Origin of the sequence: Aliarcobacter thereius LMG 24486 (genome assembly GCF_004214815.1) — a bacterium.
GTDB classification, from domain to species: Bacteria; Campylobacterota; Campylobacteria; order Campylobacterales; family Arcobacteraceae; genus Aliarcobacter; species Aliarcobacter thereius.
Genome location: NZ_CP035926.1, coordinates 553,328 through 577,990 on the forward strand (window position 1 = coordinate 553,328; position 24,663 = coordinate 577,990).

General features: G+C 26.6%; 32 protein-coding genes and 1 pseudogene. 23 read left to right on the forward strand and 10 right to left on the reverse strand.

Going from position 1 to position 24,663, the window contains the following annotated elements; all coding sequences use genetic code 11:
• Positions 1-52: 52 nt before the first annotated feature.
• The 3 genes and pseudogenes from ATH_RS02890 (at position 53) to ATH_RS02900 (ending at position 2,523) form a co-directional block, all read left to right on the forward strand.
• Entirely contained in the window at positions 53-559 is a 507-nt protein-coding gene (locus ATH_RS02890) for a hypothetical protein (protein WP_066184806.1), read from the forward strand.
• Entirely contained in the window at positions 560-1,405 is an 846-nt protein-coding gene (gene modD, locus ATH_RS02895; RefSeq protein ID WP_066184807.1) for a ModD protein, read from the forward strand. It abuts the gene before it with no gap.
• A 71-nt stretch (positions 1,406-1,476) separates the two neighbouring features.
• A pseudogene (locus ATH_RS02900) lies at positions 1,477-2,523 on the forward strand (linear amide C-N hydrolase).
• Between the two features lie 19 nt (positions 2,524-2,542).
• Here the strand turns inward: ATH_RS02900 and argC are convergent.
• Together argC and ATH_RS02910 are read right to left on the reverse strand one after the other, a co-directional pair.
• Positions 2,543-3,517, reverse strand: a complete 975-nt coding sequence (argC, locus tag ATH_RS02905) for an N-acetyl-gamma-glutamyl-phosphate reductase (RefSeq protein WP_371317585.1) — start codon at positions 3,515-3,517, stop codon at positions 2,543-2,545.
• Positions 3,518-3,557: 40 nt separating this feature from the next.
• On the reverse strand, positions 3,558-4,052 hold the full coding sequence (locus ATH_RS02910) for a redoxin domain-containing protein (RefSeq protein WP_066184809.1): 495 nt from the start codon (positions 4,050-4,052) through the stop codon (positions 3,558-3,560).
• A 95-nt stretch (positions 4,053-4,147) separates the two neighbouring features.
• On the opposite strand from ATH_RS02910, the gene ATH_RS02915 reads away from it, so the two are divergent.
• Positions 4,148-4,381 carry a hypothetical protein gene (locus ATH_RS02915; RefSeq protein WP_066184810.1) on the forward strand — a complete coding sequence of 78 codons (234 nt, stop codon included), beginning with the start codon at positions 4,148-4,150 and terminating at the stop codon, positions 4,379-4,381.
• A 14-nt stretch (positions 4,382-4,395) separates the two neighbouring features.
• Here the strand turns inward: ATH_RS02915 and ATH_RS02920 are convergent, their stop codons facing one another.
• The 8 genes from ATH_RS02920 to ATH_RS02960 all read right to left on the reverse strand — a co-directional run bounded on the left by ATH_RS02920 (position 4,396) and on the right by ATH_RS02960 (position 12,201).
• Positions 4,396-5,136: a sulfite exporter TauE/SafE family protein gene (locus ATH_RS02920; RefSeq protein WP_066184811.1), complete on the reverse strand. Its 741-nt coding sequence runs from the start codon at positions 5,134-5,136 to the stop codon at positions 4,396-4,398.
• A 4-nt stretch (positions 5,137-5,140) separates the two neighbouring features.
• The gene (gene cysE / locus ATH_RS02925) at positions 5,141-5,878 is read right to left on the reverse strand and encodes a serine O-acetyltransferase (protein WP_066184812.1); all 738 of its coding nucleotides are present in this window, start codon (positions 5,876-5,878) and stop codon (positions 5,141-5,143) included.
• Complete coding sequence (gene speA, locus ATH_RS02930) at positions 5,868-7,679, reverse strand: biosynthetic arginine decarboxylase (RefSeq protein ID WP_066184813.1); 1,812 nt, start codon at positions 7,677-7,679, stop codon at positions 5,868-5,870. The genes cysE and speA overlap by 11 nt, the downstream gene beginning before the upstream one ends.
• Positions 7,680-7,681: 2 nt before the next feature.
• A complete protein-coding gene (hisS, locus tag ATH_RS02935; RefSeq protein WP_066184814.1) occupies positions 7,682-8,902 on the reverse strand; it encodes a histidine--tRNA ligase in 1,221 nt (406 codons plus the stop codon).
• A complete protein-coding gene (gene tmk, locus ATH_RS02940; RefSeq protein ID WP_066184815.1) occupies positions 8,895-9,584 on the reverse strand; it encodes a dTMP kinase in 690 nt (229 codons plus the stop codon). The genes hisS and tmk overlap by 8 nt, the downstream gene beginning before the upstream one ends.
• A gap of 1 nt (position 9,585) precedes the next feature.
• Positions 9,586-10,371: a hypothetical protein gene (locus ATH_RS02945; RefSeq protein WP_066184816.1), complete on the reverse strand. Its 786-nt coding sequence runs from the start codon at positions 10,369-10,371 to the stop codon at positions 9,586-9,588.
• Positions 10,372-11,149: 778 nt separating this feature from the next.
• On the reverse strand, positions 11,150-11,644 hold the full coding sequence (coaD, locus tag ATH_RS02955) for a pantetheine-phosphate adenylyltransferase (protein WP_066184818.1): 495 nt from the start codon (positions 11,642-11,644) through the stop codon (positions 11,150-11,152).
• A 2-nt stretch (positions 11,645-11,646) separates the two neighbouring features.
• Positions 11,647-12,201, reverse strand: a complete 555-nt coding sequence (locus tag ATH_RS02960) for a UbiX family flavin prenyltransferase (RefSeq protein WP_066184819.1) — start codon at positions 12,199-12,201, stop codon at positions 11,647-11,649.
• Positions 12,202-12,365: 164 nt separating this feature from the next.
• Here ATH_RS02960 and ATH_RS02965 point away from each other — a divergent pair, with 164 nt between their 5' ends.
• The 19 genes from ATH_RS02965 (at position 12,366) to rplB (ending at position 24,660) form a co-directional block, all read left to right on the forward strand.
• A complete protein-coding gene (locus tag ATH_RS02965; protein WP_066184820.1) occupies positions 12,366-13,004 on the forward strand; it encodes a recombinase family protein in 639 nt (212 codons plus the stop codon).
• Positions 13,005-13,068: 64 nt separating this feature from the next.
• The gene (gene rplI / locus ATH_RS02970; RefSeq protein ID WP_066184821.1) at positions 13,069-13,515 is read left to right on the forward strand and encodes a 50S ribosomal protein L9; all 447 of its coding nucleotides are present in this window, start codon (positions 13,069-13,071) and stop codon (positions 13,513-13,515) included.
• Positions 13,516-13,517: 2 nt separating this feature from the next.
• Positions 13,518-14,054: an ATP-dependent protease subunit HslV gene (hslV, locus tag ATH_RS02975; protein ID WP_066173152.1), complete on the forward strand. Its 537-nt coding sequence runs from the start codon at positions 13,518-13,520 to the stop codon at positions 14,052-14,054.
• Between the two features lie 6 nt (positions 14,055-14,060).
• On the forward strand, positions 14,061-15,389 hold the full coding sequence (hslU, locus tag ATH_RS02980) for an ATP-dependent protease ATPase subunit HslU (RefSeq protein WP_066184822.1): 1,329 nt from the start codon (positions 14,061-14,063) through the stop codon (positions 15,387-15,389).
• Positions 15,390-15,443: 54 nt separating this feature from the next.
• Positions 15,444-15,755: a hypothetical protein gene (locus ATH_RS02985; protein ID WP_066184823.1), complete on the forward strand. Its 312-nt coding sequence runs from the start codon at positions 15,444-15,446 to the stop codon at positions 15,753-15,755.
• Positions 15,756-15,770: 15 nt separating this feature from the next.
• Positions 15,771-16,556, forward strand: coding sequence for a TatD family hydrolase (locus ATH_RS02990; protein WP_322853012.1), 786 nt, complete (start codon positions 15,771-15,773; stop codon positions 16,554-16,556).
• 36 nt (positions 16,557-16,592) lie between these two features.
• Positions 16,593-17,441, forward strand: coding sequence for a septal ring lytic transglycosylase RlpA family protein (locus ATH_RS02995; protein WP_066184825.1), 849 nt, complete (start codon positions 16,593-16,595; stop codon positions 17,439-17,441).
• Positions 17,442-17,451: 10 nt separating this feature from the next.
• Positions 17,452-18,024, forward strand: a complete 573-nt coding sequence (hisB, locus tag ATH_RS03000; protein WP_066184826.1) for an imidazoleglycerol-phosphate dehydratase HisB — start codon at positions 17,452-17,454, stop codon at positions 18,022-18,024.
• A complete protein-coding gene (locus tag ATH_RS03005) occupies positions 18,021-18,518 on the forward strand; it encodes a KdsC family phosphatase (RefSeq protein ID WP_066184827.1) in 498 nt (165 codons plus the stop codon). The genes hisB and ATH_RS03005 overlap by 4 nt, the downstream gene beginning before the upstream one ends.
• Entirely contained in the window at positions 18,509-19,048 is a 540-nt protein-coding gene (gene lptC / locus ATH_RS03010) for an LPS export ABC transporter periplasmic protein LptC (protein WP_066184828.1), read from the forward strand. The genes ATH_RS03005 and lptC overlap by 10 nt, the downstream gene beginning before the upstream one ends.
• A complete protein-coding gene (locus ATH_RS03015) occupies positions 19,045-19,527 on the forward strand; it encodes an LptA/OstA family protein (RefSeq protein ID WP_066184829.1) in 483 nt (160 codons plus the stop codon). Before lptC ends, ATH_RS03015 begins: the two co-directional genes overlap by 4 nt.
• A gap of 1 nt (position 19,528) precedes the next feature.
• Positions 19,529-20,131, forward strand: coding sequence for a ribosome biogenesis GTP-binding protein YihA/YsxC (gene yihA / locus ATH_RS03020; protein WP_066184830.1), 603 nt, complete (start codon positions 19,529-19,531; stop codon positions 20,129-20,131).
• Entirely contained in the window at positions 20,121-20,585 is a 465-nt protein-coding gene (locus ATH_RS03025) for an N-acetyltransferase (RefSeq protein WP_066184831.1), read from the forward strand. The genes yihA and ATH_RS03025 overlap by 11 nt, the downstream gene beginning before the upstream one ends.
• Before the next feature lie 6 nt (positions 20,586-20,591).
• Complete coding sequence (locus tag ATH_RS03030) at positions 20,592-21,818, forward strand: hypothetical protein (RefSeq protein ID WP_066184832.1); 1,227 nt, start codon at positions 20,592-20,594, stop codon at positions 21,816-21,818.
• A 204-nt stretch (positions 21,819-22,022) separates the two neighbouring features.
• Entirely contained in the window at positions 22,023-22,337 is a 315-nt protein-coding gene (gene rpsJ, locus ATH_RS03035) for a 30S ribosomal protein S10 (protein ID WP_066173180.1), read from the forward strand.
• A gap of 19 nt (positions 22,338-22,356) precedes the next feature.
• Positions 22,357-22,932: a 50S ribosomal protein L3 gene (rplC, locus tag ATH_RS03040; RefSeq protein ID WP_066184833.1), complete on the forward strand. Its 576-nt coding sequence runs from the start codon at positions 22,357-22,359 to the stop codon at positions 22,930-22,932.
• Positions 22,929-23,540 (forward strand): 50S ribosomal protein L4, encoded by a 612-nt coding sequence (rplD, locus tag ATH_RS03045; protein ID WP_066173187.1) that lies wholly within the window; start codon positions 22,929-22,931, stop codon positions 23,538-23,540. The genes rplC and rplD overlap by 4 nt, the downstream gene beginning before the upstream one ends.
• Position 23,541: 1 nt before the next feature.
• Positions 23,542-23,823, forward strand: coding sequence for a 50S ribosomal protein L23 (locus ATH_RS03050; RefSeq protein ID WP_066161694.1), 282 nt, complete (start codon positions 23,542-23,544; stop codon positions 23,821-23,823).
• A gap of 9 nt (positions 23,824-23,832) precedes the next feature.
• Positions 23,833-24,660 carry a 50S ribosomal protein L2 gene (gene rplB / locus ATH_RS03055; RefSeq protein ID WP_066173190.1) on the forward strand — a complete coding sequence of 276 codons (828 nt, stop codon included), beginning with the start codon at positions 23,833-23,835 and terminating at the stop codon, positions 24,658-24,660.
• The last annotated feature ends 3 nt before the right edge of the window (positions 24,661-24,663 follow it).

Consider the following 24,663-nt stretch of genomic DNA (forward strand, 5'->3'; position numbering starts at 1 on the left):
CATTATGTAATTAAGAATATAATGTAAAAAAGCTATTATTTTAGGAATAAAAATGACAAAAGAAAAAATTATGACGGAGCTTTTTGAATTTTCTGCTCCAACATATTACAAATGGAAAAATCAAGATAAAAGAAAGATTATAAAACTTTTAGATTATGCTTTTTCAAATGATGATTTAATAGAATATCTAAAGACAGAGAAAATATCTAAAGTAGAAGAGATGATAAATGGTAACTATTTACTTGATTTATCAATGAAATTTTATAAGTTGCTAAGACATATTACAAATTATAAAGTTGCAAAAAGAGCCTTAGAAATAATAGAAGATAGTTTTATGCTTAATCAAAATAAAATTATATTAGAAAAGATTGCAGAAGATATTTACAGTGAAGAGATGTTTTTTACTTCAATGAAATTGGCAATCTTAAATTTAGTTCAAAAGCAAGAACCACTTGTGCTTGAATATATATCAAGAAATAGAGCAAAACTAGAATTAGAATTTACAAAAAAATCTGGACAACTTAAAAAAACAGATTTTATTATTTCAAATATTGCATAAATGATAAGATTTACAGATGAAGAGCTTTTAGCTCTTCTAAAAGATGATTTACCTTATTTAGATTTGACTACATTTTTACAAGAAAAAAATAGCTTAGAAGCAAAACTTGATATTTTTACAAGAGATGATATCATGGTTTCTTGTAGTGAAGAATCTTCTAGAATTGCTAAACTTTTTGATTGTGAAATTTTAAGTTATATACCTTCAAAAGTAAGAGCAAAAAAAGGTGATTTAGTTCTTAGCATAAAAGGAAAATATGAAAATCTTCATAAAATCTGGAGAACTGTTCAACTAATCTTGGAATATAGTTCTAAAATTGCAACATATACAGCAAATATGAAAGAAACGATAGACTCTATTAATAAAAACTGTCAACTTTTAACTACTAGAAAAACTTATCCATTTGCAAAAAAACTTTGTATAAAATCAATACTAAATGGTGGAGCAAATGTTCATAGATTAAATCTTAGTGAAACTATTTTATTTTTTCCAAATCATAGAGTAGTTTATAAAGATGATTTTGAGTTTTATAATGAGATAAAAACTTTTAAAATAAAAATGCCTGAAAAGAAAATAGTAATTGAGAGTTCAACTTTTGAAGATAGTAAAAACTTATTTGAATTTGGTGCAGATGTTTTACAGCTCGATAAAATGAGTATTGAAGATATAAGAAAAGTTGTAAAATTAAGAGATGAAAAATATAAAGATATTAAAATTATTTGTAGTGGTGGTATAAATTTAAACAATGCAAAAGATTATGCAAGTTTAAATATAGATGCTATTGTTACAAGCTCTATGTACTCTTGTGGAATGGCAGATTTTGGAAGTAAAATAACTATTATTTAGTATTTAATTTAAGAAATTTTTACTATATTTAAATTATAATTTATAAATATCTAAATAAAAAGGAAAAAGATATGAATAGAGCAATAAAAAGAATATTCTTATTAATAGTTTTTTTTCTAACTACAAGCTTATCTTTTGCTTGTACAAGAGTTGTGTATCACGGTGAAAATGAGATTATGACTGCAAGATCTATGGATTGGAAAAGTGATGTTGGAACAAACCTCTGGATTTTTCCTAATAATATAAAAAGAGATGGAAAAGCTGGAATAAAATCAATAAAATGGACTTCAAAATACGGAAGTGTCGTTGCAACAGGATATGATATTTCAACAACAGATGGAGTAAATGAAAAAGGCTTAATGGCAAATTTACTATGGCTTGTTGAATCAGAGTATCCAAAAGTAGAAAAGAGTAATAAAGCAACTTTAAGTATATCTTTATGGGCACAATATATTTTAGATAATTTTGCAACAGTTGAAGAAGCTGTAAAAGCTTTAAAAAAAGAGCCTTTTGTTGTAGTTACAGATCAAGTTCCAGGAGAAAAAAGGTTAGCAACTTTACATCTATCTATTTCAGATAAAAAAGGTGATAGTGCGATTATTGAGTATATAGATGGAAAACAAGTAATACATCATAATATAAAATACCAAGTTATGACAAATTCTCCAATATTTGATAAACAATTAGCACTTAACACATATTGGCAACAAATTGGTGGAACAACAATGCTTCCAGGAACAAATCGAGCTTCAGATCGTTTTGCAAGAGCATCTTTTTAAATAAATGCAATACCTAAGAATGCAAATAAACAACATACTTTAGCTAGTGTTTTTAGTGTAATTAGAAATGTTTCTGTACCTTTTGGATTAAATACAGAAGAAGAACCAAATATCTCTTCAACAAGATGGAGAACAGTTTTTGACCATAAAAGAGGATTGTATTTTTTTGAATCAGCAGTTTCTCCAAATATATTTTGGGTAGATATTAAAGCAATTGATTTCAGAAAAACAGATATCAAAAAATTATATTTGGGCGAAAATCAAGAAAATATATATTCAGGAGATGTAAGTTCTAGCTTTAAAAAAGAGAAAGCATTTGAGTTTTTAGGAGTTAAATAGTTTTTTTAGAGATAAAAGTTTAGATCTTTATCTCTAAACCTTTTTTCTCTTCAAGACCAAGCATTATATTCATACATTGAACAGCAGCTCCACTTGCACCTTTTCCAAGATTGTCTAATCTTGAAATTATTACTAAATCAGTTTTATTATCATAAACTGAAATTTCTAAAGAATTTGTATTGTTACAAGACATAGGATTTAGTAAACCATTTTCTAAATAGTTATCATTATCTTCAATAGTTCTTATAAAAAGTTCATTGTTATAATACTTTTTATAAATATTAATTAATTCTTTACGGCTTAATTGTTTCTTCATCTTTGATTTTTCAATATATGAAATTACTAGCATACCTTGTTTGAAATTACCAACACTTGGAGTAAATATTGGAGCTTTATTTGTTTTAAGAACATATTTCATCTCTGGAAGATGCTTGTGATTTAAAGCTAATGCATAAGGTCTTTGTCCACCAATTACATCAAAAACTCCATTTTCATAATCATTTATCATAGAAGTTCCACCACCACTATAACCAGTAATTGAATGACAAATTAGTTTAAAATTTTTACTTAAGATTTTATTTCTAAAAAGAGGTTTCATAGCTACGATTAAACCACTTGCATGACAACCTGGAACACAAACTCTTTTTGAATTTTTTATTTTATTTCTTTGATTTTTTGTAAGTTCAGGTATTCCATAAACCCAAGATGGATTAGTTCTAAATGCTGTACTTGCATCAATTACTTTTACATTTTCATTTGTAATTAAACTTACAGATTCTTTTGATGCTTCATCTGGAAGACATAAAAAGACTAAATCAGCACTATTTAAAAGCTCTTTTCTTTTTTTAATATCTTTTTTATCTTTTTCATCGATTGTTAAAAGTTCTAACTCATCTCTATTTTTTAACATATCATGGATTTTTAAACCTGTTGTTCCATGTTGTCCATCCACAAATATTTTGAATTTCATTTTTTGCCTTAAATATAATATAATTTTTTAGAATTTTATCCAAAACTATCTTTTTTTGAACTTTTTAATTACTCCACCACATTCTTAAATATAGACCAAAAGTTGATGTGTATCCAACTTCACTAAATTTTAGATTCTTTTTATCATCATATATAAAAGTTGTTGGAAAAGCATTTACTTTAAAATGCTTTGATAAATCTCCATCTTCATCATTTACAACTTTAAATGATAAATTGTTTTTTTCTAAATAACTTTTAATCTCTTCATCGCTTCCTGATTGACTTGCTATTGTAATAACTTCAAAGTTTTTAGAGATTTTTTCAATATTTTGCTCCTCAAGAGCACAAATTGGACACCAAGTTGCCCAAAAATGTATCATAAGAGGTTTGTTTGAAATAGTTTTATAAGTAGAACCATCAATTAAATTAAAGCTATTTAAATCTAAACTACTATTATTTAAATCTTGAGATTTAAAATAACTAACTATATTTAATACTAAAATAAAAATAATTGAGTATTTTAGAAGTTCTTTTATAATTTTTTTTAATTTATTACTCATAATTTTCCTTTATAATTTTATAATCATAACATTTTAAGTTAAACTAACTCTTTTTAATATATGATTTTTAAAATATATTAATATTTAGGATAAATATGTTTGATTTTATAATAAAAATATTCTCTAAAAATAAACAAAAGATAAAAAGAGAAAAAACTTTTGTTTGTAAACATTGTAAACTTACTTGTAATAATTGCACTTCAATGTTTTGTTATTCTTGTCATTCAAATATCAATAATCCTTGTCCAAAATGTGGTAAAACCAATCAAATGGAACTAAAAGAGAGAATTAATACAAATGAGTATTTAGTTCCTACAAAAAGAAACTAAGAAAAACTTAGTTTCTAATCAAAGAAAGTTTTGTAAATAGTTACAATTAAAACTAAGAGATTAAGAATTAAAACAAAATTCTTATAAGAAGTAGATTTTGTTTTTTCTTTTATTTTTATACCAAAATATACTCCAATAAGAGAACCAACTCCAATAATTAATCCTTCATAAAAAAGCATATTTCCAAATAAAGATGTAGAAATAAAACCACCAAAAGATGAGAATATTACAAAAAATAGTCCAAGAGCAGTTGCTACTTTTAAATCATATTTTAAAAAGCCAACTAAAATAGGAAGTAATATTAAAGAGCCACCAATTCCTATGCTCATAGCAAATATTCCTACAAGATAACCAATAAATATTAAAGTAATAACATTTTTTCTTGGAGCTACAATTTGTGTTGATGCTGGAGCTTTAAAAAGTGTATAAATTGTATAAAATAAAACTGCTATAAAAAGATATTGAAGATAAATATCAGGAATTTTTGGTAAAAAATAACCACTAGTGAGTCCACCAAAACTTGATCCAATTCCTAAAATAATACCATCTCTTAGAAAGTTTTTAATTTTTTGAAAGTTTAAATAAGATCCATAAATTGAAGAAAAAACCATTTGCATAATTGATATTGATACAGCTTCCTTCATCCCATAGTTTGCAAGAAGAAGTAGGGGAATTAAAATACTTCCTCCTCCAATACCAAAAAAACCTGAAGAAAAACCAGTTAGTAAACCAAAAATTATTAAATTAATATCCACAATATCACTTCTTATTTGTATTTAAAGCTTCTAGAAAGTTATCGTACTCTTTCTCCAAAGCTTCATTTTTTTCAGCCAAAGTACAATTTGGTTCTTTTTTTATAGAGTGTTCAAGATTTGAAATTCTATTGATTAGATATCTAAACATCTCTTTACTAACATCAGGTAGCTCATTGTGTGCTAATTTATCTTTTCTTTGATCTTTTTTAATAATTCTTGCAGGAACTCCAACTGCAGTTGAATTTTCAGGAACATCAACTACCACAACAGAGTTTGCACCAATTTTAGAGTTTGCACCAATAGTAATATTACCTAGAATCTTAGCTCCACTTCCTAAAACAACATTTGATTTAATTGTTGGATGCCTTTTACCTTTGTTTAGACTTACTCCACCCAAAGTTACACCTTGATAAATTAATACATCATCTTCAACAATAGCAGTTGCTCCAATTACAACTCCAATTGCGTGATCTATAAAAACTCTTCTTCCAATTGTACAAGCTGGGTGAATATCAGTCTTTGTCAAAAAAGTTGATATTCCAGATATTGCACGAGCAATTTTTTTAAAACCCTTTTTATAAAGTTTATTTGCTATTCTATAATTTATAATCGCCCAAACACCAGGATAATTAAAAAATAGTTCAAAGTTTGAATCAAGAACAGGATCATTTAATTTTGGTACATAAAAATCCTCTTTGATTAATTGCCATAAAGATCTTTCTTTATTATTTTCATTCGTCATAATAACTCCAAATTGTTTTTAAATAACTATTGTCATTTAAATATTTTTTCATTATTTCATATGTTTCAAGTGGTAAACTTCTACTTAAAATTGTTTGTATTTCTTGTGTATCATAATCTATATCATCTAAAATATCTATGATTTTTTGTGATTCAAGTAGCTTTTCTAAAATAACTTCTTCATCTTTAAATACAATATTTATCTCTGTTGGATGAGAGAAAAGATTGTGCTTCATTCCTAATGTATCTTGATAAGCTCCAACATTGAAAAATGCCAAGAAATAATCCTCTTTATTTAGATTTACATCATGTAAGTATAGAGGTTTTTTCATATCAAAAGGAATTTCTCCATCACTATCGCAAGTTATATCCCATAAAGATGCTCTTCTTGTTGGTTTTTTATCCAAATGAGTTATTGGCATAATAGGAAACTCTTGATTTATACCCCAATAATCTGGAAGTGATTGAAAAAGAGAGAAGTTAAGAAGATACTTTTCTTGAATATTTTTATCAAATCTTTTTAACTCTTCATAATCTTCAATCTCTAATAAAGAAGTAGCTTTTTTTATAATTTGGTGAGTTAAAATTTCAGCATTTGATCTATCTTGTAAATCTATATAACCTAAATCAAAAAGAGTTAAAAGAGATTCAAGGTGATCAATACTATCGTGCATAAATTCATAAGCTTTTTTCTTTGTCATATCTTTAAATAGTTCATAAAGTTCTTGAATTAAAGGTGGATTTACCTCTTTTAGTTTTAGATGATCCAACTCATATTCTGCTGAAAATAGTTCTAAAACAGGAGCTATTAAAACAGTTGAAGCAGCACTTATAAACCTTCCTGATTCTGTAAAAATATTTGGTTCTTCAACACCTTTTTGTCTTGCAATCTCTTTTAATGTAAATACAACATCACTTGCAAATTCATTTAAAGAGTAAAAAATTGTTCTTTCATAAGAGCTATATTCAACACTTAACCCACCACCAATATTGATAGAATTTAGATTTTTTGCACCTAGGTTTTTAAGCTCGGCATAAATATGACCTGATTCTCTAAGAGCCTTTTTTAAAGGTTTAATTGTATTCATAGCTGAACCAATATGGAAATGAATCATAGTAAGAAGATTTTCTAAATCATTCTCTTTCATAAGTTCATAAGCTTCTAAAATTTCAGTTGATGTAAGACCAAATTTTGAGTCAATTCCACCACTTTTTGCCCAAACACCACTTCCTCCACTATGAAGTCTAACTCTAATACCCACATTTGGTGCTTCAAGTTTTGTTTCATTAAATACTTCAATTATCATTTCAAGTTCATTTAAGCCTTCTATAATAACTGTAATATCATGACCCATACTTTTTGCAATAAAACAAAGATGAATCATCTCTTTATCTTTAAAACCATTTACAGTAATTGGGCTTCCCATATTGTTATAAGTCATAGCAATAATTAGTTCAGCTTTACTTCCAGCTTCAAGACCATAATTATATTTTTTACCAGCAGCTATTAAAGGGTGAGTAAAATTTGGTAGTTGATTTACTTTTAATGGAAAAACAGCATTAAAAGTACCTTTATAGTCGTATTCCTTTATACTTGCATTAAATGCATTAAAAAGTGTTTTAATTTGTTTTTTTGTAATATGTGGGAATCTTAATAATAAAGGACCTTTAAAACCTTGTTTTCTAATATCTTTAGTTATAGAAATTAGTGAAGGGTAAGGTTTATAATTTACTTTTACAAGACCATCTTCAACAAAGAAATTATCATTTCCCCAAATATCAATTCCATATTTACTTTTCATATTTAAAATTCCTCTATATTAATGTTTTTTTCTTCTTTTGTTTCTATGTTTTTCACAAAAACTTGATTGTTTTTTAACTCATTTTCTCCAATAAGTGCAACAATATTGCATCCTTGCTTTTCTGCATTTGTGAAATGTTTAGCAAATGTTCTTGGAGTATAATCAAAATAAGTTTTGCACTCTTTTCTTTTTTTGTTTACAAGCTTAAAAGCACTATTTAAAGAGTTTTCATCTAAAGCACCAATATAAATAGCATCATCTTTTTCTTCTTTTTTAACAATTAATTCTAAAAGTCTTTCTATCCCAATAGCAAAGCCAATTCCAGCTGTGCTTCTTCCACCTAGATATTCAACAAGTCTATCATATCTTCCACCACCAGCTATTGCACTTTGAGCACCAATTTCTGTACTTACAAATTCAAAAGCTGTTTTATTATAATAATCAAGCCCACGAACTAAATTTGAGTCAATTTCATAATTTACACCATTAAAATCTAAAATCTCTTTTAGTTTTTCAAAATCACTATTACAAGAGTTACAAAGATTATCTGTAATTTTTGGAGAATTACTTAATAAAGATTGACATTTTTCATTTTTACAATCTAAAACTCTAATAGGATTTGTAGATATTCTTCTATTACAATCTTCACAAAGTTCAGATTTAAAACTATTTAGATTATTAACTAAGTTTTCTTTATATCTTGGCATACAATCATTACAACCAAGAGAGTTTAGTTTTAGTGTAAAATTTATTTCAAAAAAGTCTAAAATCTCTTTAATTAGCATAATAATATTGGCATCTTCATAAACATTATCTATTCCAAAAACTTCGCAACCAAATTGGTGAAACTCTCTTAATCTTCCTTTCTGAGGTCTTTCATATCTAAACATTGGTCCAAAATAGTACCACTTGTAAGTTCCACCAGCACGGTCGAGTTTTTTCTCTACAAAATGTCTTACAACTCCAGCTGTACCTTCAGGTCGCAGACACACATCATTTTGACCTTTGTCAATAAATTGGTACATCTCTTTATTTACAATATCACTACTTTCACCAACACTTCTTTTAAAAAGTGCTGTCTCTTCTAAAAGTGGAGTCTCTATATAAGAAAAACCATATTTTTGTGCGATTTTTGAGGCATTTTCAACAAAATATGTAAAAAGTTCACTCTCACTTCCTACGATATCTTTCATTCCTCTTAAACTTTGAATTGTATTACTCATTTATAAATCCTTTTTTTACTAAAGTATCTATAATATCATGTTGGATTTCTTCTATAGTTTTTAAATTGTCATTTTCATTAGACATAATATTTTCCCAGTTATCATTTGAAACCATTTCACAAAAAGTGTGATATACATTTTTTAAATAAGAATTGTCATTCTCATGTAAATCTTTTTTCTTATCGGTGTAGTCTCTTTTAGATTTATTTAGAATTAATTTATCAGAAATATCAGGATTCATATTTAAAAAAAATATTAAATCAGGTTTTGGTAGCTTATATACTCCGTACTCTAACTCTTCAATCCATTTCTTTAAGGTTTCTTTTTCTCTTTCATTTTGATATTTAGCTGTTTGATGAGCAATATTAGATGGTACATATCTGTCACAAATTATTAGATAACCTTGATTTAATTTTTCAATTAATTCATCTCTTTTTTCATATCTATCTCCTGCATATAACATTGCCGAAAATTTTGGATGAATTTCGTTAAGTCCTCCAAATTCACCATTTAAATAATTACCTACTTCTTTTCCAAAAAAAGTTTCACTATAAAAAGGAAATTCAAATAGTTCAGTTTTAATACCTTTATCTTTCAAAAAATTAAACAATTTTTTTGTTTGAGTTCCTTTACCACTTCCATCAATTCCTTCAAAAACTATTAATTTACCTTTATGTTGCATATCATTCCTCTATTTTTGTTTTTATTTCTATAATTTTATGTAAATTTACATTTTTTTCTTTTAATTTATTTTCCACATTTTTACCTATGGGTACGAATACAACTAAGCAATCAGTAATTTCATAGTTATATTTTCTTAAGTCATCAATAATGTCAAGAACTTTTCTTCCTCCAGTAGTACTGTCATCAACAATTAATGCTTTTTTTAGTTTTTTGGGTTTTAAAATTCCAAAATCAAATTTACTTTTTACTTCTTTTTTATTTGCATTTTTTAATCTAAATTTTTCTTCTTCTGAATGTAACACAAAAGGTTTTTTTACAAGTTTTGAATATTCATAAGCTAGAATAGGTGTTCCCAATTTAGAAGTAACAATAAAATCATAGTCAAGATTTAATTTTTTACTAAATGTGTGAAGTTCTCTTGCAAAATCTTGTGCAGTTCTTTCATTACAACAAGCTCCCATTAAATCAATGTAACCAGAAAAAAAATGACCACTGGTACTTTTACCAATTTCTACTTGTTTATTTATTTTACATTTATCAAGTTTTTCTTCTATTCTTTTTATATTTTTCTCATCATATAAGCATTTATGAACTTTTTCTTTATTTTCTTTAACATCAAATCCTAAATTTTTTAAAACTTCAATAGTTGTATCAATTTTATTTCTAGTTAGCCATTTTGTAAATTTATAAGGTAAAAAACCAGTTGATTCAATAACTAAAATAACTCCTGAAATAGAGGTTATTATAACAATGATATTTAAAATAATATTATCAAATAAATCCATTTTGTTCCTTTTTTATAGGTTCTATACTGTATTTGTAAACATTACAAAACTTTAAAAAAATATTTTTTAAAATTTCTGTATCATTTTCTTTTTTTGAATAACCAAGAATACCATTTCCAATAGGTGCATTTACATCCTGATTAATTTCAAAATATTCTCCTACAATCACATCTAAATTATATTTTTTTATTAAATTAATATATTTTAGTTCATCTTTGATAGTTATATCTTTTATAACAGGCTTAATATATAAATAAAAGTTGATTAACGGAAATTCATTAATTAAATCAAAACTTTTAAATCTAATTGATGGTTTAGTTGTTTTATCTTCATATTCTTTATACATAGTGATTGAACTGTTACTGATATATATTGATAATTGTCCTTTATACTTTATTTGTGATAAATTGATTAGTTCTAAATCTTTTTTTGTTATTCTTCTCTTTGTTGAAAGTTGGATAGGATTATTAAATTCTAATAAATCATTAATTAATTTAATGGTATCTAATTTATTGTTAGTATCCCAGCATTCAGAATAACATCCAATTGATAATATTGTGCCATTTTTTCCTCTTATAAAATTAGGATTATTTTTTAATCTACTTATTAAATCTTCAATCGAAATTTTTTGATTATTGTAGCCATTTTTACTAATTGATAAATCTGATAAATAACAATATGAACAGTTACTTGAACAACCTAAGTTTATGTTTAGAAATATTCTTTCATTACTTCCATATAGATATAAATCATTCATTTTAAAGAACCAATAAAAGAACTACATACATTCTAAAACCTCTTTTGGAACTAAGTGCTCAAATTTACCTTTAAATCTTATAATCTCTCTAACAATTGTTGAGCTTACAAAAGCATGTTCTAAAGTTGGCATTAAATAAACTGTTTCAAGATTTTTATTTAAAGATGAGTTGGCATATCCCATTTGAAGTTCAAATTCAAAATCACTAACAGCTCTAAGCCCTCTTATAATTGTATTTATTTTTAAATCTTTTGCTAAATCTACAAGTAAAGTATCAAAACCAATTACTTTTACATTTTCCATATTTTTTGTAACTGCTTTTACAAACTCTACTCTTTTGTCATGATCATACATAGGTTTCTTTAATTCACTTTTTGCAACACTAATAATAACCTCTTCAAATATATTAGAAGCTCTTTTGATAATATCTAAATGCCCAATAGTAATTGGGTCAAAAGTACCACTATAAATTGCTTTTTTATATGAACCTGAATAGTTGTAAATATCTTTTTGCACTACTATTTCCACCTTTTGTATAAGTTATTTTCAATTTTTAATAAATCCATCCATTTTCCTATTAGGAAATTTTCCATATCCTCTAATTTTTGTTGAGAGCTATAATATCCCAAAATTGGAGGTGCAATTGTAACTCCAAGCTTTGAAAGCTTTAGCATATTTTCTAAAGATATAGAGTTAAAAGGTAGTTCTCTAGGAGATAAAACTATCTCTTTATTCTCTTTTAACATTACAGAAAATGCCCTTGTTATTAAACTATCAGCAATTCCAACTGCACATTTTGCTAAGGTATTCTGGCTACAAGGAATAATAATCATCTTATCAACCTTAAATGATCCAGAAGCAATACTTGCACCAATATTTTTATCTTTAAAAATAGTTATATTTTCTCTATTTTTAAACATATCTTTTATCTTTAGTCCATTTTCAAGCTTTAAAGCTTTTTTTGAGCTTTTTGAAAATACTAAAAATAGCTCAATATCTTTTGGAATTTGATTAATAAATTTTAAAGCTAAAGAGACTCCACTAGCCCCACTAACTGCAACTGTTATCTTCAAAGAAATCCTTAAATAATCAATATTTATAAAAGTTTAAATAATATCCTAAAAAAACTTTAAAATATATTTTTATTGTTTTTTCTGTATAAGCATTTGTTAATTTATTATTAAATAACATTTTGTATAAATTTTTTAGTTTAAAACTATTACAATAAAGGAAAAATATGTCAAAAGTTTTTACCTATATAAGAGCTAGTGAAGCTCAACAAGATTATGCACAAAATCAAAAAAAATCTATTGAAAATTATGTTTCTAAAAAAAGAATAGAAGTATATAAAGAGATAATAATTGAAATAAATAGACCTCAAGAAGAGAGAAATCTTTTAAAACTCATAGAAAATTGTGAAAAAAACTCAACACTAATTGTTGCAAATTTAAATGTATTTGGAAGAACAATTAATGCAATTTTAAAAATTGTAAAATATCTATTATCAAATAATATTAGAATAGTTATTGTTGAACAAAATTTAGATTTATTAGATGAGAAAGATCCACTTGCAATTATGGTTTTAAATATAATTAATGTTGCAGTTAATTTAGAAAAAGAGCTTCAAAGTTTAAGAACAAAAGAGGCTTTAAATGCAAAAAAACTTGATGGAATAGCACTTGGTAAACCAGTTGGAACTATCCAAAAATCAAAATTCGATGAACATAGAGATAAAATTGAAGAACTTTTAGCTATGGGAATGAGTGTAAGAAAAATTGCAAAACTTTTGGGTTATAACAATCATATAGGGCTTAATAATTATGTAAAGAAAAGAGATATAAAAGAGCAAGTATTAAAGAAACAAGAGTTAATATAGCAATTTATTAGCCTTTAACAAAATTATAGTAAAATATTGACTTAAAAAAATGGGAGTTTTATAAATGAAAGTATTATTAATTAAAGATGTAAAAAGTTTAGGAAAAATAGGAGAGATAAAAGAAGTAGCTGATGGGTATGGAAAGAATTTTTTAATAGCAAAAGGTTTAGCTCTTCATGCAACAAATGAAGTTTTAGCAAGACATAAAGCAGAACAAAAAAGAGCAGCAGCAAAAGAAGAAGAAGATATTAAAAATGCAAAAGAGTTAGCAGAAAAGCTGAATTCAACAAAATTAACAATTAAACATAAAGTAGGTGCGAACGACCAATTAATTGGAAGTGTTACAAATAAAGAGATAAGTGAAGAGTTGGAAAACCAATTCTCTATTATTATAGATAGAAAAAATATCTCTATTGATACAAAAATGAAACATATTGGTATTTTTGAAGTAACTTGTAAGCTAGGATTTGGAATTAATGCAAATTTAAAAATTGATATTATTGCAGGTTAATTATGTTTCACGCAACAACTATATTAGCATATAAAGGAAAAAATAGTGCAGTAATTGGTGGAGATGGACAAGTCTCATTTGGACACACTGTTTTAAAAGGGAATGCTACAAAAATCAGAACACTATATCAAGGTAAAATTTTAGCTGGTTTTGCTGGAAGTACAGCAGATGCTTTTAACCTTTTTGATATGTTTGAAGCTCATTTAGAAGCTTGTAAAGGTGATTTATTGAAATCAGTTATTGCATTTTCTAAAGAGTGGAGAAAAGATAAATACTTGAGAAGACTTGAAGCTATGATGATAGTTTTAAATAAAGAAAAAATATATATTTTAAGTGGAAATGGTGATGTGGTTGAACCTGAAGATGGTGCGATTGCAAGTATTGGAAGTGGTGGGAATTATGCAATTAGTGCAGCAAGAGCTTTAGCAAAACACTCAAACTTAAGTGAAGAAGAGTTAGTGCGAGAGTCTTTAATGATAGCTGGAGAACTTTGTATATATACAAACCAAAATATAAAGATATTAAAACTAGAGGATTAGAAAATTATGGATATGACACCTAGGCAAATTGTTGCATATTTAGATGATTATATAATTGGTCAAAATGATGCAAAAAAAACAATAGCATTGGCTCTTAGAAATAGATACAGAAGAATGAGAGTTGAACCAAAACTTCAAGAAGAGATTATGCCAAAAAATATTTTAATGATTGGAAATACAGGAGTTGGTAAAACAGAAATAGCAAGAAGAATGGCAAAAATAATGGGTCTTCCTTTTGTAAAAGTTGAAGCTAGTAAATATACTGAAGTAGGATTTGTAGGACGAGATGTTGAATCAATGATTCGAGATTTGGTATATGAAGGTATTAATCTTGTAACAAAAGAGTATGAAGATAAAATAAAAGATAAAATTGATGATGAAGTTACGAAAAAGATTATTGAAAAACTTGTACCTCCTTTGCCAGATAGTGCAAGTGATAGTGCAAAAGAGTCTTTTATAAAAACATATAATATCATGGAAAAAAAGCTTTTAAATGGTGATTTAGATGATAAGTTAATTGAGATTGAAATACCAAAAAAAGCACATGTTGAGATACTTGATTCAAATATTCCTTTTGATATGAGTTCTATGCAAGAGAGTCTTAATAAAATGCTTGGAAGTTTTAATAAAGAGAAAATTAAAAAAGAAGTAGCAATAAAAGATGCAAAAGTTCTTTTAAGAAGTGTTGCAAGTGATGGATTACTCGATACAGAAGCTATAAAAATTGAAGCACTTAAAAGATGTGAAAATGGTGGAATAATTTTTATTGATGAGATTGATAAAATTGCAAGTGGTAAAAAGAATCAAGGAAATGATCCATCAAAAGAGGGTGTTCAAAGAGATTTGCTTCCAATAGTTGAGGGAAGTTCAGTTCAAACAAAATTTGGTCAGATAAAAACAGATCATATTCTATTTATTGCAGCTGGTGCTTTTCATGTCTCAAAACCAAGTGATTTAATTCCAGAGCTTCAAGGAAGGTTCCCATTAAGAGTTGAATTAGAATCTTTAGATGAAGATTCACTATATAAAATTTTGACAAATACTAAAAATTCACTTCTTAGACAATATAAAGCACTTCTTGCTATTGAAGATGTAGAGTTAGAGTTTGATGATGAAGCTATAAAAGCATTTGCAAAATATAGTGTTCAAGCAAATAATAAAACAGAAGATATAGGTGCTAGAAGATTACATACAGTGATTGAAAAAGTTATTGAAGATATCTCTTTTGATGCAGATATTAATAAAGGCTCAAAAGTAGTCGTTGATAGTAAATTAGTAGCACAAAAATTAGAAAAAATTGTTGAAAACGAAGATATTACAAGATATATATTATAGTTTAAATAAATTTTGGTAGAATATAGTTTATTTTAAATATTAAGGGGGATTTTAATGAATATTGTTACATTTTGTCAAATAGATGAGTCGCTTTTTAATCCAGATTTCTCTGTTGAGTATTTTCATTCAAAAGGTGAAAGTAAAGCTAAAGCAGATATCGCTATATTAGACATAGAGACTATTTTTGAGTATGAAGAGAATAAACATGATGCTTGTAAAGATAAGTTTGTTTCAATCGCAGTTTTAGAAGATGATGATGATTATGAAGCTTTTAAAAACTTTGGGATAGATGCTTGGATTAGAAGTGAAGAGTTAGCTCAAATAAATAACTTAATAATTCAGTTAAAAGATAGATTTTTATCTTAAAAGGAAAATAGGATTATAGTAGATACACATTGTCATTTAGACAACGAAGCATATTTAAGTGATATTGATGGAGTTATTAAAAATGCAAAAGAAGTTGGAGTTAATCTTTTTATAATTCCTGGTGCAGATTTTGATACTCTTCCAAGAGCAATTGAACTTTCAGAAAAATATGATGAGGTATATTTTGCTGTTGGAACACATCCTTATGATATAGAAAAATATAGTGAGGAAATCATAGAAAAATATGTGAATCATCCAAAATGTGTTGCTATTGGTGAATGTGGATTGGATTACTATAGATTACCAGAAGATGAAGTAGAAAAAATAGAAAATATAAAAAAACAAAAAGAAGTTTTTATATCTCAAATAAAATTAGCTTCAAAGTATAAAAAACCCCTAATAATACATGTACGAGAAGCTTCTTCTGATTCAAGACAGATTATAGAAGAATATGCAAATAGTGAATTTGGTGGAGTTTTACATTGTTATAATGCAAGTCCACATTTGCTTCCTTTAGCAAATATGAATTTCTTTTTTGGAATAGGTGGCGTTCTTACATTTAAAAATGCTAGAAAGCTTGTAGAAATTTTGCCACAAATTCCAAAAGATAAACTTCTAATAGAAACAGATGCTCCATATTTAACTCCTCATCCACATAGAGGAGTTAGAAATGAGCCTTATTATACTACTTTTGTAGCTTCAAAAATGGCTGAAATATTAGATATTAGTGAGAGTGAAGTTAAGAGTATTACAACACAAAATTCAAAGAAACTATTTAAAGAGTTTAGTAGTATTATTTAGATAAAATCTCTGGTTTTTTAAAAAAGGAGACAAAAAATGTATTTTTTTAAAACTTATAAAAAAACAATACTTTTAACTCTATTAATTTCATTATTGTTAAGCTCTTGTAGTAAATCAAGAAATGTTAATTATGGTTCATATAATAAAACAACAAGTAGTAAAAATATTAGTAATAGTGATGCAATGCATAGAGCTACACTTAGACCATATGTTGTTATGGGAGTTAGATACCATCCTTTTGTTCCAAACCTAAATGATAAGTATACAGGAGTTGCTTCTTGGTATGGACCAGATTTTCATGCAAAGAAGACATCAAATGGTGAGATATATAATATGTATGATATGACAGCTGCTCATAAAACTCTTCCTATGAATACAGTTGTAAAAGTTGAAAACCTTGAAAATGGTAAAAGTATAATTGTACGAATAAATGATAGAGGACCTTTTGTTAAAGATAGAATTATAGATTTATCAAATAAAGCAGCTCATGGTATTGATATGGTAAAAAAAGGTACAGCAAAAGTAAGAGTAACAGTATTAGGATTTAATGGTAAAGTAGGGAATAAAAATGCCCCAAATCCAGATTTTAGCAAAGGATATATTCCACCAGCTAAACAAGGTATTGATTATGTAGAACCAAAAAGTATTACTAGTTCTCAAATAAAAAGTAGTGGAAATGTAAAATTACAAGTTGGAGCATTTAGTTTAATAGAAGGTGCAATAACAACACAAGAAAACTATCAAAATAGATTTTCAAATAGAAAAATAGAGTATATTGAAAATGGTGGAATTTATAGAGTATATATAAAAGGTTTTAAAAATAGAAATGAGGCTGAAAATTTTAAAAATCTTAACTCTTTAAATAATGCAGTAATTATTGAATAAAGGATAAAAAATGGTAGAGATAAGTAGAGAAACAAAAGAGACTCAAATTAAATGTAGCTTAGAATTAAATGGTTGTGGAAAATTTTCTATAAATACAGGTGTTGGATTTTTTGATCATATGTTAGAAGCTTTATCAAAACATAGTGGAATAGATATAAATCTTGAATGTAATGGAGATTTACATATAGATGCTCATCATACAGTTGAAGATTGTGGGATCGTTTTAGGACAAGCACTTAAAAAAGCAATTTTTCCTATACAAGCAGTTGAAAGATATGGAAATGCAACAGTTGTGATGGACGAAGCATCAACTACATGTGCTTTAGATTTATCAAATCGACCGTTTTTAGTTTATGAAGTTAATATAAGTGGAAAAGTTGGAGAGTTTGATGTTGAACTTGTAGAGGAGTTCTTTCATGCTTTAAGTTCTAATGCTGGAATCACTTTACATTTAATATCTGAAAGAGGAAGAAACAAACACCATATAATTGAAGCAACATTTAAAGCTTTTGCAGTTGCATTAAGAAGAGCTTTAGTTAAAAATGAGAAATTAGGAATTCCTAGTACAAAAGGTGTATTATGATAGAACTTTTAGTTTTTGATGTAGATGGAACTTTAACAAATGGTGATATAACTTATTCAAGTAGTGGTGAAGAGTTTAAAACATTTAATGTAAATGATGGCTTTGCAATTGTTTTTTGGACAAAACATTTAGGGAAAAAAGCTGCAATAATTACAGGACGAGAGTCAAAAATTGTTGAATATAGAGCAAATGAGTTAAAAATAGAGCATATCCATCAAAATGTAAAAGATAAATTAGCAATACTTGATAAGATTTTGGAAAAAGAGAATTTGTCTTATTCTCAAGTTGCTGCTATTGGAGATGATTTAAACGATTTAAAAATGTTAAAAAAAGTTGCTCTTTCATTTGCTCCACAAAATGCTATGAAACTTGTAAAAGAAAATGTAAATATAATTTGTGAAAAAAGTGGTGGTAGTGGAGCTGCAAGAGAGATGATAGAGTATATTTTAAAAGAGTACAATTTAGAAGAGGAATTTATAAATAAATGGCTTTAAAAATCTTTTTTTACATATCTTTATTTTTAAGTATAATTTTTTATTTTTTACCAATAGAAAGTTTAAAAGATAGTATGAAAAAAGAGGATAGAGCAATATTTATTTTTGAAAACCCAACTATGTATACTTTAGATGAAGAAAGCTTAAGTAAAAAAATAGTTTCAAAACAAGCTGTTAAATATAAAACACGAGATGAGCTATATTTTGCAGATATAAATATTTATAATAAAGATATAAAAAAAGAGTTTAATAAAGAGAATTTAAAAGCCGAATTTATAGAAAAAAAAGGTGAGAAATACTATTTGTCAAACAGAGTAAAATATAAAAGAGATGAATATATTAAATTTAATACAAATGAACTTTTCTTTGATAATACTAAAAAAATAGCTAGAAATACACAGTTTTTTGATGCTATGTATTATGATAATTTTTATAGTGGAACAAACTTATATTTTGATATGAATACTAATTATATTAAATCAAGAAGAACACATTTTATAATTGAACCTGAAAAAAAGGATAAAAAATGAGAATTTTTTTAATAATATTTTTAACATTGACTTCATTATTAGCTCAAAAAGACACTTTGACAATAAATTCAATCTATTTTGAAGCAGAGGATCAAAGAGGAATTGCTACTTTTGAAATAGATGTAAAAATAGCAATGGGACAAGATAAATTAAATGCACAGAAAGTTGAAGTTTTTTTTGTATTAAATAAAGATACAAATAAAAAAGAAGTATCAAAGTATGAAGCTACAAAAAAAGCTGATTTTGAGATTTTTACAAAAGATAAACACTACAAAGGAAGTGGAGATAAAATTATATATGAACCAAAGAAAGATGAATACAATATAATAGGAAATGCTTTTTTACATGATGTTACTGAAGATAGAAAAGTATATGGAAATCATATTTATATAAATCAATTAAGTGGAGAAGCAAGAGTAAAAGGAAATGAAAATAAACCTGTGAAGTTTATTTTAAATATAGATAAGGTGAATAAATAATATGAATTTAATAGATGCAAAATTTTTACAATCTGCACAAAGTCTGGAAGATTCCCCAGCGCCACAAGTTGCTGAAGTGGCTTTTTTAGGAAGATCAAATGTTGGAAAGTCATCAATATTAAACTCATTAACAAAACAAAAGGGTTTAGCAAAATCGTCATCAACACCTGGAAAAACACAATTAATAAACTATTTTGATATTAAATTCAAAACAGAAGATTTGGAAAACCCATATGTATATGCTAGATTTGTGGATTTACCAGGTTTTGGTTATGCAAAAGTTTCTAAAAGCCTAAAAGCTGCATGGAATAAAAATCTTACAGGATATTTAGAAAAAAGACCAAATTTACAAATTTTTGTTCATTTAATTGATTCAAGACATCCTACATTAGAAATAGATAAAGAAGTAGATGATTTTGTAAAACATATAAAAAGAGGTGATCAAATCATAATAAATGCTTTTACAAAAATTGATAAATTAAATAGTAGTGAATTAGGAAAATTAAAGAGAGATTATCCTCTTGGAATATTTGTTTCAAACCTTAAGAAAAAAGGTATAATTGATTTACAAAATAAAATAACGGAGCATTTATTTGGAAATTGAATTTTACAAACCAACTGTTCTTGATATCCCAAAAATGCAAGAACTTGTAAAACCTGAAGTTGATAAAGGAATAATTCTTTTAAGAACTGAAGATGAGATGGCAACAACTATTAGGTCATATATTGTTGTAAAAGTAAATGGTGAAATGGCAGGTTTTGTTGCAACACATATACACTCTTCAAGAATGGCAGAAGTTAGAAGTTTAATAGTAAATGAGAAATTTAGAGGATTAGGATTAGGGAAAAAGCTTGTAGAAGAGTGTGCCGAAGAAGCAAAGTTTTATGGACTTAGCCAAATACTATCTTTAACATATGAAAAAGATTTCTTTTTATCATGTGGATTTTATGAAATTCAAAAAGAGGATATTCCTGAACAAAAGATTTGGGCTGATTGTATAAGATGTAAGCTTTTTCCTATTTGTAATGAAATTGCAATGGTAAAAGATATTAATTAAAAAAATATGAAAAATACAATTAAAAATTTTTATAAAAATAATTTACTTTATTTAGCTAAAGAGAAATTATCAAAAATAACAATTTTTTTAATTGTTGTATTGGATTTAATTGTATTAAATATTTTAATTGATGGAATTGATTTTCAAAATAATATTGTAAATCATCCAAAGAAAATCTATGCAAACTCTTGTCTTAATATAATTGATTCTGACTTGAGTCTATTTACATCATATTATTATAAAAAGAGTTATAATTTAAAAGAAGAGTATTTAAGTAGATTTAATTTAAAAGAGAAAGATTATAGAAATTTAGATGAAAGATGTTTAAGTATTGAAACTTTTTTAAAAAATATATATAAAAATATTGATATAGATAAGTTAATATTAAATGATAAAGCACTGATAAAAAATATTGAGGAAATAGAAAAAAAGATTTCATATATAGAAAAAAACTACAATACAGTTTTAGTTCAAGAAATAGCAAATCATTCAGAACAAAAATCAATACTAGCAGAACAACTAAATATTGAAAATATCAAACAAAAATATGAAGATAATAAAAAAACTTTAGAAACTTTACATAGACAAAGAGACGAAATAAAAGATAGTTTTAAAAATACTAAAGCAGTTGTAGACTTAGTAGAATATATAAATAGTGTAAAAGATAGTTATAAAAACGATGAAAATGATGCTTATAAATATTACTATTATAAGATAGATTTTTTAACTATTTTATTTTTACTTCCTCTTGTGATTATATTTTTTCTGTTTGTTAAATATTTTATAAAGAAAGAGAGATATATTTTATATGTAATATTTAAGAATCTTTTATATATTACACTCATACCAACTATAATAAATATATTTGCTCTAATTTATAAACTTTTACCTAAATTATATTTAGAACAAGTTATTTTATTTTTCTATAATTTAGATATACCATTTTTAGTTTACTATTTAATGATTATACTTGTTGTTGTTATTTTTATTATATTTATAAGCAAAATACAAAAAAAATTTAAAGAACAAAATGAAAAGCTTAAGAAAAATAAAATAAGTATGATTAAATCTTATAATAGTGATAAATGTAATAATTGTGGTAATAAAGTAGATTATACATCTATGAATTATTGTCCTTGTTGTAAAAATAATTTAAGAAAAAATTGTAATAATTGTGGTAAAACTACAATAACTTTTTTATATAATTGCCAAAATTGTGGAGAAAATATTTAAATTCTTCTAATATTAATATAAGCTTATTAACTAAGATAAAGTGATATTATCTTCCTTTAAATAAGGAAATAAATTCCAATCATTCTTTTGGCAAACCCCCATAAGTATTGACTTCTAATTATTAATGAGATATAATCCGCGTCCACTTAATGTGGTTAGAGCCATTTTATTGGTATCTAACGAGTTCTTTAAAGGAAAAAATATATGGAAAAAATCAGATTAAAGCTTAAAGCTTATGATCATAGAGTTTTGGATAGAAGTGTTGCTTCAATAGTTGAAGCTGTTAAAAGAACTGGTGCTGATTTAAGAGGTCCAATCCCTCTACCAACAAAAATCAGAAGATATACAGTTATCAAAGGTCCTCACGTAAACAAAGATTCAAGAGAGCAATTTGAAATCAGAGTTCATACAAGAATGATTGATATTATTTCAGCAACAGCTGATACAGTTGATTCATTAATGAAATTAGATTTAGCTCCAGAAGTTGATGTTGAAGTAAGATCAATGGGTCAAGAATAAGAAGAAAGGGTAATACAAGATGGAATTTATAGTTCAAAAAATCGGTATGAGTAGAACAGTTACTGTTCCAAGTACTGCTGTTACACTTTTAAAAGTTCTTGATGCAAAAGTATGTCAAGTAACTGATGGTGTTGCACTAGTATCTTATAGCAATGGTAAAAAAATTAACAAGGCTATCGAGGGACAACAAAAAAAATATAACTTAAGTAAAGAGTTTAATAGATTTGTAACTTTAACAGTAGCTAATACTGAAGCTGGAGACTTAGAAGTTTCTGGATTAGGTGAAGCTAAAGTTGTAAAAACTACTTTTAAAACAAAAGGTAGAGGTTTCTCTGGAGTTGTTAAAAGATGGAATTTTGCTGGTGGAAGAAATGCTCACGGGCACAGAATGGGTAAAAGAACAGGTTCAATTGGTAACTGTGAATTCCCAGGAAGAGTTCAACCAGGTAAAAAAATGCCAGGACAATACGGAAATACAAATGTATCTGTAAAAAATGAAGTTCTATCATTTGATGCTGAGTCTGGAATTTTAGTATTAAAAGGTTCAGTTTCTGGTGCAAATGGAACATTAGGAAAAATAAAGGTTGCTAAATGAGTAAAGCAATAGTATTAAATGCAAAATTTGAAAATAGTGGTGAAGTAGTTTTACCAGCTAGTTTTGATGAGATAAATAAACATAATTTATATTTATATGTTAAGTCATATTTATCAGCTTTAAGATCAAATACATCAGCTGTTAAAACTAGAGCAGAAGTAAGCGGTGGTGGTAAAAAACCAAAAGCTCAAAAAGGTTCAGGTGGAGCTAGATGGGGTTCTAAAAGATCACCATTGTTTGTAGGTGGTGGAGTTATATTCGGACCAACTAAAAGAAACTATGAGCAAAAGGTAAACAAAAAACAAAAAGCTTTAGCACTTAAATATGCTTTAAATGCACAAGCAAACAATGGTTCACTTTTTGTTGTTGATTCATTAGCTGTTGAGTCAGGAAAAACAAAAGATGCAGTTGCAGTTTTAAGTAAATTAAATAAGAGAGATACATTAATTATCGTTGATTCAATTGATGAAAAAACTTATTTATCATTTAGAAACCTTAAAAACTGTTATATGATTGAAAAGCAAGAAGTAAACGCTTATTTACTTGCTGTATATCACTCTGTACTAATTGAAAAATCAGTACTTGAAGCATTAACAAAAGAGGCTTAAGATGGCAGATATTACAGATATTAAATCAATATTATATACAGAAAAAACAATTGAGCTTCAAGAAAATGGTGTTATTGTTGTACAAACAAGTCCAAGAATGACAAAAACAAGCTTAAAAGAAGTGTTTAAAGAGTATTTCGGAGTAACTCCAACAAAAATTAACTCTTTAAGACAAGATGGTAAAGTTAAAAGATTTAGAGGAAAACTTGGAAAAAGAGTTGACTTTAAAAAATTCTATGTAACATTACCTGAGGGCGCAGCTATTGCGAACCTATCAGCATAAGGAGTAAAAATGTCAATTAAAAAATTTAGACCAATAACTCCTGCTAGAAGATTTATGTCAGTTATTGAAAGTTCTGATATTACTTCAAAACCAACAGTTAGATCTTTACTTGTAAGAGTAAAAGCAAGTGCTGGTAGAAATAATAACGGTAGAATTACTTCAAGACACAAAGAAGCAGGTGCAAAAAAACTTTATAGAATTATTGATTTCAAAAGAAATAAATTTGGAATAGAAGGAACAATTTCAACTGTTGAGTATGACCCATACAGAAATTGTAGAATTTGTTTAGTTTCATATGCTGATGGAGAAAAAAGATATATTATTCAACCATCGGGAATGAAAGTTGGAGACAAAGTTCAATCTGCTTTAAGTGGACTTGATATTTTACCAGGAAATGCTATGCAATTAGTAAGTATTCCAGTTGGTACTATGGTTCACAATATTGAACTAAAGCCTGGAAAAGGTGCTCAATTTGCTAGATCTGCTGGTGGATATGCACAAATTATGGGTAGAGAAGACAAGTATGTTATTCTAAGATTACCATCAGGTGAAATGAGAAAAATTCTTGGAGTTTGTATGGCTACAATTGGTGTAGTTGGAAACGAAGAGTATATTAATATGGTTGTTGGTAAAGCTGGAAGAAACAGACACCTTGGAATTAGACCTCAAACAAGAGGATCTGCAATGAACCCAATCGATCACCCACACGGTGGAGGAGAAGGTAAAACAAATTCAGGTAGACATCCAGTTACTCCATGGGGTATGCCAACTAAAGGTTATAAAACTAGAAAGAAAAAAGCTAGTGATAAACTAATCATTTCAAGAAGAAAGAAGTAAGGG